The 14,710-nt window shown below is 41.3% G+C and carries 7 protein-coding genes; all 7 read right to left on the reverse strand.

The features are described from left to right. Nucleotides 1–36 precede the first annotated feature (36 nt). The 7 genes from brxL to brxC are packed head-to-tail and all read right to left on the reverse strand — an operon-like array spanning nt 37 to nt 14,701. Nucleotides 37–2,133 (reverse strand): protease Lon-related BREX system protein BrxL, encoded by a 2,097-nt coding sequence (brxL, locus tag DWX73_RS07785; protein WP_242996721.1) that lies wholly within the window; start codon nt 2,131–2,133, stop codon nt 37–39. Between the two features lie 20 nt (nt 2,134–2,153). Then, nucleotides 2,154–4,796 (reverse strand): BREX-1 system phosphatase PglZ type A, encoded by a 2,643-nt coding sequence (pglZ, locus tag DWX73_RS07790; protein ID WP_118348285.1) that lies wholly within the window; start codon nt 4,794–4,796, stop codon nt 2,154–2,156. A gap of 9 nt (nt 4,797–4,805) precedes the next feature. Next, complete coding sequence (locus DWX73_RS07795; RefSeq protein WP_118348304.1) at nt 4,806–6,278, reverse strand: RNA-binding domain-containing protein; 1,473 nt, start codon at nt 6,276–6,278, stop codon at nt 4,806–4,808. Between the two features lie 43 nt (nt 6,279–6,321). Next, a complete protein-coding gene (locus DWX73_RS07800) occupies nt 6,322–7,224 on the reverse strand; it encodes a hypothetical protein (protein WP_118348286.1) in 903 nt (300 codons plus the stop codon). Nucleotides 7,225–7,238: 14 nt separating this feature from the next. Further along, the gene (pglX, locus tag DWX73_RS07805; RefSeq protein ID WP_118348287.1) at nt 7,239–10,748 is read right to left on the reverse strand and encodes a BREX-1 system adenine-specific DNA-methyltransferase PglX; all 3,510 of its coding nucleotides are present in this window, start codon (nt 10,746–10,748) and stop codon (nt 7,239–7,241) included. Nucleotides 10,749–10,760: 12 nt separating this feature from the next. Beyond that, a complete protein-coding gene (locus DWX73_RS07810) occupies nt 10,761–11,141 on the reverse strand; it encodes a hypothetical protein (protein ID WP_118348288.1) in 381 nt (126 codons plus the stop codon). A gap of 11 nt (nt 11,142–11,152) precedes the next feature. After that, the gene (brxC, locus tag DWX73_RS07815) at nt 11,153–14,701 is read right to left on the reverse strand and encodes a BREX system P-loop protein BrxC (RefSeq protein ID WP_118348289.1); all 3,549 of its coding nucleotides are present in this window, start codon (nt 14,699–14,701) and stop codon (nt 11,153–11,155) included. Nucleotides 14,702–14,710 lie beyond the last annotated feature (9 nt).

The following is a 14,710-nucleotide window of genomic DNA, read 5'->3' on the forward strand; positions in this document are numbered from 1 at the left end:
TGTACAAAAATCACCTTTTTATATCGGTGAGTTTCTTCAAAACCTCAGCATTTTCACCAGGCAGAGAAGATACTTTCCCCATACACAGACTGGCTGACCCGTCCGCGGCCTGGTACAATTGGAAAGAATCACATTCAGAGCAGTTCCTGTTAATTCAGAACTGCTCTTTTTATCTGCTCTGAATCTGATACTTCCCTTATGAATTGTACCACTAATTGTTATATCTCCCAACACTGCCAAGTTGCTGACAACAGGCTTTCCAAGGGCAATCGAACAAAGTGCAATTAATGTTGGAAGTGCCAATTTGTCTGTCATACCAATTCCCTGTAAATCCTGATAATTGATGATGTAGTCTTTGGTCAATGTACTAATAGAACCACTGATCCGATTGCCGTTGGCTTTCAGATAATTAAATGCCGTGTTCACCGCTTCCTTGCATTTAGAATCACTGCCTAAGCCAGTCCGTTCAATTTTGCCATTGCCTGGAAGCATCTGACTTTCCAAACGGAATACACCAATCATGCCACTTTTTCCTCTGGATACGGTATAAACCTGTCCCGGATTACACATTCCATCCGGTATCAGCTTACCGCCACCCTGTTCTGGTACGGAAACATAATGTTCTGACATATCTTCTAGATCTATATAAGAGAAGTTTACATCATAAAATTCCATACCGCCCAGTTTCTTCAATTGCTCCTTGACACGGCGACGCATTTCCAATGCAATCTGAATAATTTCTTCCAGTTCTTCTTTGGTAAACTCACCATTTGGGTACATCAACTTCAGATAACCGTCTATCATACGCCGAACCGCAATTGTATCACGCTGATTCAGATTTCTCCCCAAGCGGAAGTAGTGATCAAGCGCATCTCCATACTGCTCCTTGCGAAGCTCTCGGATGAACTCTGCCAAATAGTCACTGATAAAACCATAATCATTAGTAAAATGCTCCGGTCTGAACTTCGGTATCTCCCATCCTGGAAGATAGCAGTGCATACGATCAAGAAATGCTGTATCTGTTCCCATTTCCTGCGGGAAAGGTGCAAACAGACTGGATGTTTTCAACAGCACGTCCACACTCTGATTAATATTTCCCACAAATACCATGGACGCAGTAGCAGCTTTTTCTTCTTTGCCACGGGCAAAAGAGCCGGATGCCATGTAATCCTTCATAATCTGGATGCCATCTTTATCCTTAAACTTGATACCTGCCACTTCATCAAAAGCAACGCAGTCCCACAAGCCGACCAATCCGACCGTTTTGCGTCCCATATTGTAAAACAGATTTGCAACTGTCGTCTGCCCACCGGAAATCAAAATACTGTTTGGTGAAATCTCTTTGTAAAGATGAGATTTACCGGTGCTTCTCGGTCCAAGCTCACAAAGATTAAAGTTATTCTCAACTAATGGAATCATACGGGTCAAGAGCAACCATTTCTCACGGTATGTAAATTCATCCGGTTCCATTCCGATAGAACGAAGAAGGATATCCAACCATTCATCTTTCGTAAAAGCTTTTCGTCCCTGCTTCAGTTCATCAATATCAATGTGCGGCATCTGGATCGGTGTCAGCTTACGGATACTGATTGGTGAAATATCTTTCTGCTTTTTCTGTTTGGAACGAAGTGGATTTCCATCAATGTCCTCAATACCAAAATTATTGTCGCCTTCAACCTCATAATCCAGCTGAACAATACACCAGATACCGCCACAGAGCAGGCGATCAAATTTTTCTGGATATTCATCGGCAATCGGTACATTACCAACGCCCAAATTAGAAAACTCTGCAAAAAAGCAGTCCTTTTTCATATCCAGTCGAACAGTCACCATATCAATGATTGTGTGACTGCCTTTTTTACGCAGCTGAGACAGAATTTTCTGTGATTCATCCGGGCGTACAAAGTTATCAGCAAGAATACGCTTCACATTCTGTACGCCTTTCTCTATAACAGTCTCATCATCTGAACTGCAATACTGTCCCAACAAGAACTCAAGAACATACACTGGGACATTCGCCCCTTCTTTGATTTTCTTTGTCAGGTCTTTCCGAACAATCTTACCGTCAAAGTTCTGACGGAGCTTGTTCTTTATTTCTTCGCGGGTACTTTCACCCTCTCTAAATTGCTCCACCTTTCTCTCCTCCTGCGGCATTAACTAAAGAAATCAAACTCATCCACCGCAAAGGCGATGTCAATCTGGAATGGCTCCCGCTGTGGCATCTGTAATCCCTGTTCATCTGCAATTACCAGATAATACGTTGCTGTATTGCTGTATTTTAGAGATTTTAGATTAAACTGACAACGGAAAGTTCTTTCTGCACCGTTATCGCTGGTCTTATCTGCAATAATCTTTTGAATATCACTAATCTGCTTGCCGTCCTCATCTGTAAAGTAAACCTGATAGGTTTCAGCTTCACGGTTTGTACTGACTGCATCTTTTTGATAGAAGTTCAATGAAAAAATCATATTGCTGATTTTACGGTTTGCGGACAGTAACTTGACCGTTACCGGCTTGGTATCATATTTCTGCTTATTTCGCTTATATTCCATAGAATCGTTGCGGAGATAATGATACTCAATCACCGGAACAACCATTTCCTGCAAACTGATACCACCATGCACAAAATTCATTCCGCCACCATTCATTTTGATACGAATACTTTCTCTCGGTGCAAATCCATCAAATTCTGTATTTCCTCCCAGGAATTTTACAGGCATCAAGTAATCTGGTTGCACACCTTTCTGCATAATTGCATATCTTCTGCCATATTCTACACACCGCTTGATGCTTTCTTTTTTTGTAATGTCAGAGTTTGTTACATCCACATCAAAAAATCCTCTTTTATCTACTTTGTCCTCTTCCTTCAAAGGACTGTATGTATAAAGAAATCCATGATCTGCCGTAATTAAAATATTCGTTCCACCAAATTCATTTACAATGATACGCACAAGATTCTTCAATTCTGAAATTGCCTTGTCACACGCAGCAAAAACAGCAGTATCCGAAGTGTGGCTGGCTTCATCAATGGTATCGTGGTAAATATAGACCACATCCATACCTTTTATCAAAGCACTTCTTTCCGCTCGTTTCATAGCAATGATGTCATTATACTTTAAGGCCACGCTTGCCGACTCTTCTGTTTTCAGAACCTTGTCCCTATAAGTACTTGCCGTAGACTGTCCATCTGCCAAAACCGTCAAAATATCGTTCCGAACCTCTACTGTCAATTCTTTGTGCGGCAACAAAGCTGCCATACCAAACTTTGTAGTAGAAGGAAAGATGCTCTGCATACTGCTGATAGAAACCTTACTTTGCGTTTCTCGCTGAAGCTGATCTGCCATCGTAGCCGCCACTTCATAACGCATGGCATCTGAGATAATTACAAATACTTTCGTATCCGAGGTTTGGATACGGGAACGGTAAAAATCCTCCTGTTGCGGTACTTCCAGAACTTTACCGTAAGTTGCCAGTTCATCCGCACATACATCCGACCAGTTGTTTCCCAACTCACCTAAGAACCAGTGCGTATAAAGTCCTTCCACCTTATCGACAACATGCTTGAACAAATCATCCAGCAGAATATTGGAAGTCTCCAAACTCTTTTGAAAACTAAGATGGAACAAACGGTAATAAGTGTCCATCTGATAGTAGCTCTCAGTATATTCTTTCCAGATACTTTTCGCTTCTGCGGTATGGAATCCGGCAGAATGTTCCTTAAAGAAACTTTGCATATTCGCCACTTGTAAGATACCGTCATAAAAATTCTCAAATGGCTCATACCATACACAAGTTCTACGTTTTTCAACGGTATTCGTAATGGTATCCACATCAATAATATGGTCACTAATCTCTGTCATTAGCTTTGTCAGAATTACTTCGTTAATACACGGAAAGCACTCTGTTCCTACCAAATCTTCTACTGTCAGCTTTTCAAAACGCTGATACAGACGAGCTTCATCCTCAACATAACGTGCCACATCATATAATTGCGGAATGTTGTCACTATGAAGCCATTCAGAAATAAAATCATAGCAATATGCCTGATGTGGCATGGAAATAAAACCGTCCAGTCCGGCAAGATATTCCTGCCGCATGGTACGGGTCGCCGCGGTTAAAAGTAGATGAATTGCCAATCGCCCAAGGTCTGGTTTCTCCTCCATAAATCCGCATCCCTGACGAACCATCGCCCAAAATGCTGCGTCCGCATGATATTTTACAAAATCCTGATAAACCGTATTATTATTCAAATCCAGTCCCGCCTGGAACACACTACGGAGAATCATATTAGGCTGTGCATCTTTCAATCCACAGATTGCCGCCATGACAGCCATGTGCAACTGTGCCGGTGTTTCCGGAACTTTATTCTGTGTGCTGACTTTCAAACGACGATCTTTCGCATTGAAATAAGCACGATAATTTTTAACCTGTTTCCTCATTGCCGGATTTGATATAAGTCCCATCTCATCCATCCAAATAGAAATCAGATCCGCCCGAAACTCTTCGCTGTAAAGCTCCACATCTAGAAGCCAGTTATCATCTGGGCGATTATAGACACACGGATTGTAAACCAGATAATTTGTGGTCAAATCATCTACTGAAAGCAGTTTTTTTACAGAAAACGCATTATTTCCAGTCAGCGCAATCACCTTTGCATTTTCCAAAACCACTTCATCCAATTTATCCTCAAATTCCTTATCTTCATCGTACCAGAAAATGATACGACGCTGATAAAACTCAGCCAGAGGTGCAGCAAATCTGCGATTTAAATCTTGTATTATTTTATCTGTATCCATGCTGTCCTCCTACCTTATAATTTTCCAATTTGCTTTTCGTTTTGTTCCGCCCTGTACCAATCTACCTTTTTCCTGTAAAGAAGCGAACATTCGAGAAATCGTTCTTTTCGATATCCCCATTTTTTCTGCATAATATGCCTGTGTTGCAGACGGATTCTTCTCTATAATCTGCAACAATTTTTCTATCTGCGTCTGTTCCTTATTAAGCGGCACTTCAGCGCTATTAGTGCCATCATCAACGCCACATTTAACGCCATCAGCGCCATTTTTAGTGCTATTGGCGTTAATCATGGCGTTATTGGTAGCAACCTGACCTCGATAAATATTAATACGCAAATCAACTTCGCCACCAATAAACTCCGGCTCCCGCAATCCGGCAGCTTTTACTTTATCAATAATTCTCGGAATGCCGCTTCCCCAATGCTCAATCAGGTTCATATAGGCAAACGCATGGGCAAGGGCTTCATTTCTGATTTTAGAATAGCCTTCTTTCATACGCTCCATCGTTTGTCCCATTGGCAGCTTTCCTGGAGAAGTAATTTCCAATCGGTTGTCATATACCGCTACCTGTATCGTACCATGATCCAGATAACTACGATGTACCATAGCATTTATAATCAACTCACGAATGGCATCCGGTGGAATCTCATAAACATCCTGGCGATAAATTCCCACAATTGTAGCACCCAGATGAATATTTCTCAAAACAAACTGAAATGCTTCGTCTATCTGTTCCCAAAGCGGACCGGTATATTCTCTACGATCAACAAATACCGCTTTCGTTGTCCCTTTGAACACACCACATTGCGTTGTAACATGAAGTCCTCCGTTGCCTGTCAAAATAGCAAACGCATTGGATGGAAAATCTTTTCCATCACGCTCAATTAAAATTCCCCAGGAACGCAACTGCTGTCTTCCCACATCTTTAATCGTTGCTTTCTGTTCCTCTGTACGGGCATTTTTGACAGCCTGCTCTTTCATAGCTTTGCAAAGAGCATCAATATCTTCATCTGTAACATTTAACCCAGTACATAAAGCCTGATCATAGTAACGATTACTGCCCTCAAACAACAATTCTTTTATCATATACTCGTCGGCAAGGCGGGTAGTTCCGGCAACACGGACATATACACCACCATCTCTGCCAATGGCTTTGATATAATACGGGCGCTGTCTGCCCTCAGAAACCTCTACCACAATGACAGTCTTACCATCAACCGTCTGTAAAGTGATATCTGGGATAATTGCCGGTTCACAGCTGTCTGATACAGCATTTGCAATGGCATCCATTTTCTTGAACACATCTTCTTTGTCAAAGCCGACAACCTCTCTGGTTTTATCGGCAATCCCGAAAATGATTTTTCCTCCGGTTCCATTTGCAAAGGCAACCACAGATTTCATATATTTGATGCTTTTCTCCGGCAGGTTCTCTTTAAACTCTACATTTTTTGATTCCCCTGCAAGAATTTCTTCTATGGTCATCATAACACCTCGCTCTCTTTGGTAGTATTCACCACCATTTTGACTACTTGATTGATGTTGTTATTGCGCTTAAAGCTTTACTTAAAGCAGCTTCATCAGCTTGTTTTTTTCTTAAACTTTCCCACATACCAAGTATCTGATAAATACATTCTTTTACAACTGGAAAATATTTTCGACATTCTTCTTCGCTTAACTCATGAATGCCCTTACTAAGAATTCCATAGATAGTTGTATTATTGATGAGTACTTCTGGAAGATAGCCATCTAGCATCTTAATTCGTTCAGACATTCTTGCCTGCTCAAATTTCTCATCATCAATCACATCTCCTGCAGTTTCTTTGGCTTGATAAACAAGTCGTTCAAGAATTCGTCTTAAATAAACATATGAACCAGCTCCAACTCCACTTGCAAAAAGTCCTATCGCTGTTCCAAGTTCCTTACGATCTTCCTTAGAAATCACATGCTTATAAGCATCTAATTCTGGAAATGTCATATCCGCAACTGATGGATACTGTCCAATTTTCATCATGGAATTATCTGTTGTCAAAACAACATAATCTAAATGATGCTTTTCATTCATTGAACAAATATATTCTAATTTCATTATTCTCACAGTATCGGCTATTTGCCAATTTATCCATCTCCATTCTGCAATGAAATCTTTTTCCTCCCTGACCTTTTTACTAAAAATCAGATTTTGGAGAGATTCTATCTCTTCGCCAAGATTCCTGCACACTATTTTTTCATGCCCCTCCGGTCCTGACTCAAAATAATATTCAACAGGTTTCATCCTAAAAACACGTTCTCGCTTGCACTCTTTACAATAAGTACTGATTTTTATATTTCCCTTAATTAATTCAATCAAGTCGGTAATATTATTCTCACAAATCTCTATAGAATGATATAATCCTGCTGTTTTTAAAAACGTAGCAAATACATTATCCAATTACTCCACTCCTCCTACTTTATTTTAGCCAAAACATCCTGGAAAATTGCATAATTCTTCTTCACACCATCGTCCAGATCAATAGAAATCATCTGGTCGGCAAGGTGATGAATCTTTTCCTCGTAGATTCTGATTTCAGTATCCTGTGCCTGCAAAGTAGTTAATTTCTTTTTTAACTTCACCCGCTCGCCAGTGGATGCATTGGCACTCCGCTGTTCCAAATCGACAATAGCTGTACGATAACGAGCCTGCTGCTCATGCACATAATCGGTACGAATACGGGCAATGGCGTCCGGCTGATAGCGGTGCATATAAATCAGAGCCTTAAAGCCGTTCTTCTTTCCGCTGTCAAACAGCCAGTAAATCGGACGTTTCTGATAAATCTTGCAATGGTCTTTGTAAAAATCATTTAGGAAATAATTCCGAATCACATCCTTCGGCTGACCTTTGCTGTCCAAAGCATCGGCAATGAATTTCAGGTTTTCATCCAGAGTATCTGCACCGTAAACGCTTTTCACGAACTCCACGAACAAACCAACAATATCATCCTCAAAGTATTCATCGTCGCAAATCGGGATAATGTTATCCTTATCCGCAGCAAAAGAAGCATACTTGCTGGCATCCCATTCGCCGCCTGCATAGACAAGTCCGTCTACATCCAGAGAGTAACGACCAAACATACAGCCAACCGCATAGGAAATGAATGAGCGAATCTCTCTGCCAAGGTCAGCCTTGCGAACAGTGATATCCTTATCCTCAACTTCCGGTGTCAGTTCTTCTTGCAAACCGTAAATGTCAATGAAGATACGATTCAGTTCTTCCTCGTTGGCTTTCAACTGATTAAAACGCTCATCGCATTCAGCCTGCCACTGTTCAAAGGCTTCTGCAATAGTAGGAACCCTGCGAATCAGTGAATGATGTCTGAAATCCCATGATGTTTCAAAAGAATCCCAGTCTTTTTTGCTTATCGCTATTGAAGAATCAACATATTCTTCAACATTACTCTTCTCTTTTTCTATAAACCAAATCGGAACTTTTGCTACATCTCCAACATTCATATTCAATGTAGGATTAAGCATTTTAGTTATTTTTCCTACCACTTTACTGTTTAAAATTCCGCACAAATATTTAAGTATATGTTTTTCTGGAAAACACGATATTCCCGCCACATTAAAAGCAAAATTTTCGTCATAATATCTAACTGAAAATTCTCCACTTGTTATTAAGGACCAACTTAGTGCTGGCTTAAAATTGTATTCAAGATTTTGTGGTCGCGATTTTAGTTTTCCCTTGGTATCCTTAAAATTCTTTATCTCCTGTCCATCATTTTCCCATAAAAGAATATATTCTCTATTACCATACCAACGTCTAAATTCTCCACCTTTATTAAATGGATACCATTTTTTCTTGCTATGTACGAATGCCACATTATTTGCTGATACCTCAAACCATAATCTTAAAAATCTATTATTATCCCCCGTGATTAACCCTTGCTTTGGTTCGCTTATAGATGCCAATGATGGCGCTTCTTTGAATGCCTTTAACAATTTATCACTTACTCCATATGCCAAAATTGCTCCAGGTATTTCTTTTATATTATTTGTATTAATCCTATAAACATATTGGCACGCTCTATCACTTATTGCTTCTAAAACTTTTATACTTTGAATCTCTGCGCCATAGAATCTGCTTAAACTCATATAGGTACCTGTGTAGTTATAGAAATTTTTCAAAAACACAAAAGTACAAATCGGTACATATGCAGATTCAAAAAAAGCATGATATTCTGGTTGAATTAATGAATGTATCGAATTTTTCTCTAACCATTTCTTTCTCGCATTTTCAAATGACGACAAAAACATCCATGTATATGATGTCATCAATCCAATTTTGGCATATTGAGTTCCGAGATTTATACATTTATCAATAAAAACAGCATATAAATCTTGCTTTGTTTCGCCATAGTGCTTTTTAATATAGCTTAATAATATATCACTCATGCCATTTGATGCCATATACGGTGGATTCGTCACAACCACATCATACTTCTGTGCCAGTGCTTCTGCCACCTGTACCAACGGCAATAATTCTCTCAGTGCCGTCTCACGGGACATATTTATATCTTCCGTAATCTCAGCAAAACGATCATACAGAGCAGACCAATCCTGCGGTGTTACTGTCAGAATAGAGCCGTATTCCTTTGCATCATGCAGCTCTTTGATGATAGTGTCCATAGCTGTTATGAGCTTCGCATCGCCATTACAGAAATAGTCCACTGCAAATTTATCTACATGGTTGCTCTCCACAATAGCATATACATGGGGCTGAATGCCACGGCTAAAGAAGCGGCGATCATACTGACGGGCTTTCATCATTACTGCAAAATAAGCCAGCTGTGCTGCACGATCATCAATATCCAGACCATAAAGATTGTTCTCCACAATGCTTGCTACTGCTTCACGGGTGGTATAGCCGTAGGATTCATAAATCTTCATCAGCACATCAAACATATACGCAAGGATATGACCGGAACCGGAGCAAGGGTCGATCACTTTCAGCTGATCCGGTGTCAGTGCAGCGTATTCCCTGCGGATCTTGGAAAGCTGTGCCTGCACTTCCGGCTCCTGCTCAGCTTCTTCCAGATAGTAGTGCCATTTGGTATCTTCCGGGTCACGGTTTCCGGCAGCATAGGCAGACTGTTCTTCCTCTGTCGGTAAAAGCTGTTCTTTCACATCCGGGTGTCCCTCCAGCCACAGGCGACCAAGGCTATTCTCTACCATATAACGAACAATCCAGTCCGGTGTGAAAAGCTGGGTTGCTGCAGGGATGTTTTCTTTCGTAATTTTCACATTCTTTTTCAGTGCTGCGAAAACATCGTCTTTTTTCTCACTGTTGTAATACTGATACAGCCAGCCGATGATCTGGACAGCATCCTTCCAGTCATCCTCCGGTATCAACTCGATCATCTGCTGAATCACACTGCCTTCACGAAGCAGATTATCCGGCAGAAGAAGCTCGGTGTAGTCCGCAATCTTCTGGAACATTCCCGGCAGAATCTTATTCAAGGCATTACACTGCACGATCAGCAGATATTTATACAGTTCTTCGGTTTTTTCGGCATCTTTCAACTCATAGACTTTTTCCATATCCAATCCATCCAAATCCAGATGAATTGCTTCGGTTATAATCTGCGGCTTAAAGTTGTTTTCCTCGTTCGTGAATACACGCACATGGGAAGGAAGATAGCCGTTAACTTCCATGAATCGCAGAGCAGAGAAGCGGTTGAACCAAGTGTAGGCAACCTCCTCCATGACCTGCTTATATCCTTTATCGTTAATCTCGGCAATCAGAGCCTGACGCTGCTTCTTTTCATCGGCAGTGAGGACTTTTCCACCAACGCTGTCCGCATTGGCATCCTCAATGTTGTCCTCTGTGATACCGTATTCCACGCCTTTCAGGGAAACACGGGCAATCAGCTCTGTTCTTGCCCAGACAGCAAATTTTTTAATCGCATTCTTATCCATAAGTATACCTCTTTATAATTTCGGAATTTGCCATCCATTGTAATGCATCTTGCAATTAGTACAGAAATAACTTCTGCGCATACTTCCTTGTGTAATTGGATGCAATTTTCCAGTATTATTATAACAAGCTGCACAATATCTTAATTTTTTTCCAGCCGTTATCTCTGAAATCTTATAATAAAATCCATCATCAGATAATTCCAAATCATTTTCATTATCTTGCGTTTTCTCTAAAGCTTCTATTTTCTTCCGTAATTCTTGATTTTCCTTTTTCAATTCCAATAGCGATGAATATATTTCAACAAGTTTTTCGGCTGTTTCTTTATCTTGGTGTTTCTTTGCTAAATCCATTGCTATACTTACAGATGTTAGAATTTCATCTACTATAATCATATACTTCTCCTTTAATTCAGCTTGATCTCGTCGCAATTCTTCAGCAACTGTTTCAGCTGAGAACGAATCTTCTCTACATAATCATCAATATCCGCATCCGTTTGTAAGGTTTTCGCCTGGAATACAACCTGACGGTTATAGGCACGGACAACCTTTTTCTTTGCAGTCACTTGCTCTTTTCCTTGCTGTGTCGGCTGTACCTGTGGCTTTGGTGCTGGCGGAGCCAGAACGGATTCAATATTACCGACTGTATCATCTTTATACTGACACATCGGCAGGAACATAGCATCCAAAAGGGCAAGGCTTTTTAATTCTGCGATTTTCTCCTTGCACTGGCTGAAATACCGGTCTGATTTTTCAATCAGATGGGATGCCTTAGAATCGCCGTTTGCGGCAGTGTGGGTAGCTTCCATACACTGACGAACTGTTTCCAGAACCTCAGCACGTTTTTCTTCCAGCATCTTGTCATGGGCAGTACGAACCGTATCCATCAACGGATTCAGTTCACGAATCCGGTTATAGTTGAACTTACTTCCGGTTTGAACCAGAGTAATCAGGCGAATGGTATTCAGAGCCTTGTACGCTTCTTCATTTTCCGCAATACGGTCAAGGTCATCATGCAGAGATTTTTCAAACTGCACTGCCTGGTCGAATACTGTTACCTGGGTTTTGAAGAAGTTTTCAATGCCGTTGCTCATGACTTCTTTATTGTCGAAAAGAACATCCTCTTTTTTCAGCACACGCTCAATCAGGGCAATATTGTCTTTTTTCTGAGAAAGCACATCGTCCATCAGATGAATGGCTTCCTGCACCAATGCACGATCTGGGTATTTATGTCCGTCATAACGGGCATCCAGAGAAGCATAATAATCACGCTGTTCGGTAAACTTCTCCGTCACAAAGCGAATCAGACCATCTTCATCGTCCGGTACATCCATGATGTCGAAATACTCTCGGAGCATCGCTTTTACATCACGCATCATCGTAGCAGAAATGGTTTTACGCTTGCTGATGGAAGTCTTACCGATCTCACTCTTTTTGCGGAGCATATCTGGCAATTTCGGGTCATCTGGCTGAATGGTATTGCCTGCATACTTGATGGTTACTTTCTGGGAATAAATCAGCTGTGCCGCAACCGCAGCAATATCAATTTCTTTCCATCCGTACGGAATTGCACTATATTTGCTTTGCACGTCTGCCATAGATGTCGGCAGTTTTTTCGCATCCTGCATTTCCAGATATTCTTCCATAGCAGAAGCAGCATCACGGTTTGGCTCCATGCCCGGAAGTGCCGTTACCGCACCTGTCAAAACCGCAATAATATCTGCATCACTACCTGCATTATCTGTAATCAGGTCGAGCTTGCTATAAACATGAGCAACCAGATATTCAAGAGACTGGTTAATCTTACTCTTGGCATTTTCGGCTTTGATTTCCAGATGCTCACCGTCTACATAGAACTGTGCCCCATCGATAGCATTTTGCAATTCGCTCATGGCACTCAGCTCATATTTTCCGGCTTCGTCCTGCTGGTCACTGATGATTTTCTGCACAGTTTTTGGAAGCTGGCTTACATTTCTCTGCTTTACGTACTTGCGAATCTTCATAGCAGATTCCAGAGATTCATAGTAAGGCGTGTCAGCCAGAACCACGATTGCTTCGTTACCTTTGGATTCTGCCATCAGACGATAATCTGTTTTTTCAATAGCATCGGTAGCAACGGTCAGGAAACGCAGACGCATACCACCTGTTGCCACACCAACGGTAATACCGTCCACCATCTGATCGAAAGCAAAGTCATATTTTCCATAACGGAACTTCTTGGTTGTGAAAATATCACCGTAAATCATCTGAGCAATACGCTCCACAATAGAAGCAGTATCCACATTGGTGTCTCTGATTTCACGCTGAATGTCCTGTTCTTCATCCGTCAGGAAATTATAGGTGTCACCGGTTCTGCCGATATAGTTCTGGCTCATCAGACGGTCAAGGCATCCACGGACAGCTTCACGCATAATAATCTTATCCACACGAATATCGTCTGCCATGAGGATAACAATATTGTCCAGATTAGAAGGAATATCATCAATATATCGAATCAAGTACAGGAGTTTCAGTACATCCACATCCTGCTGTTCGATTCCATCGCCGTTGTCAGCAGCCTTCTGGCAACGCTCAATTACTCGGCGAATAGAACCGTCCAGGAAAGTATGTACGGTATCGTAAAAACGGAAGAATGGAACAAGTGCGTATTCATCCTTCTCCTGAATTTTCTGTGCAGCTTCCTGGAAACCGGAAAGCATGGAACGCTCACCACCGGACAAATGCTTACCGGAATTTCCATGTTTCCGGATTTCAGCAAATACCTTCTGCATGATGATGAACTGATACGGCACGAACGGGAAATTCTCGATAAATTCTCTCGGACCTGAGTAGCCTTTAATGTCCAGAATAGAGCCGCTGAAGCTGAACAGGTTACAAAGGACAGAATCATTCTGCTCATAAACACCTTCCAGGTCTTTGGCTGCTTCTGTTTTCTTTTTCAGAATACGCTTCTGGATGACTTCATCCACGGAGGAAGAAGATAAGCTCAGTCTTGTCTTGAAACGAGCCTGGATACGGGAGAACTCATCTGCACGAACTTTGATGATTTCATCAATGGCTTCCTGTCCGGTACAGATCACCCAAATCTTACCTTCGCACTCACTTCCGATTTTCTCGGTCAGAGATTGGAGGTTCAAAAGCATATCGGTATCCGTACCAACATACTGACCAACCTCGTCAATCATAAACAGCAGACGGAAGTTTGCAGGTTTAGTATCTACATAGGCTTTCATATCTTCCACAAGCTGTGCAATAGAAATCTCTGTTGCGGTTTTATCATTGAACCACGCCTTGGCATCGTCCTCACTCATATCTAAAACTTCCATTAGTGTCGGGATGATGAACTTTCCATTGAAAGCAAAGGCACGGCGCATTTCAAGCCAGGACTTGCCTTTCTTTTCTTCAAAAACTCTACGGAACTCCTCGGTTTTTCCCTGCTGGTCGATATAACGCTCCATCATGGCAACTTTCAGATTTTCACCGTAAAATCCCAGATGGTTGTAGAACATTTTGGCAAATACACGAAGAACCGCAGTCTTATCTTTATTGCTGAATCCCTCAATATCAATATTGAACAGAATTGTCTCGGTCTGTCCCTTTGTGGCACGATCAATCAGCATAAAAGTTGCCGGGTCATCCTCAAACTTTTTACGGAAACACTCCACACTGCGAATGCCTTTTACCTCTTTATTTTCCAAAAGATAGGAAAGCATTTTCAAGAAGTGAGATTTACCACTTCCAAAGAAACCAGAAATCCAAACACCCATATCAGCTGTCGGCTGGTCAAAAGCATCACCGTAATAATTGAAGAACGTAATGAAGTGTTTCTTCAATTCTCTGGTAATGACATATTCATTTAACTCCTGCTCGATTACATCATCAGCAGCCTGATCTACTTTAATTACACCATTGATTTTGCGGTTAATGTCATCCGCAAACATATCTCGAATCATCATGGCTTTATC

The organism is Coprococcus sp. AF21-14LB, assembly GCF_003458885.1.
Classification (GTDB): domain Bacteria; phylum Bacillota; class Clostridia; order Lachnospirales; family Lachnospiraceae; genus UBA9414.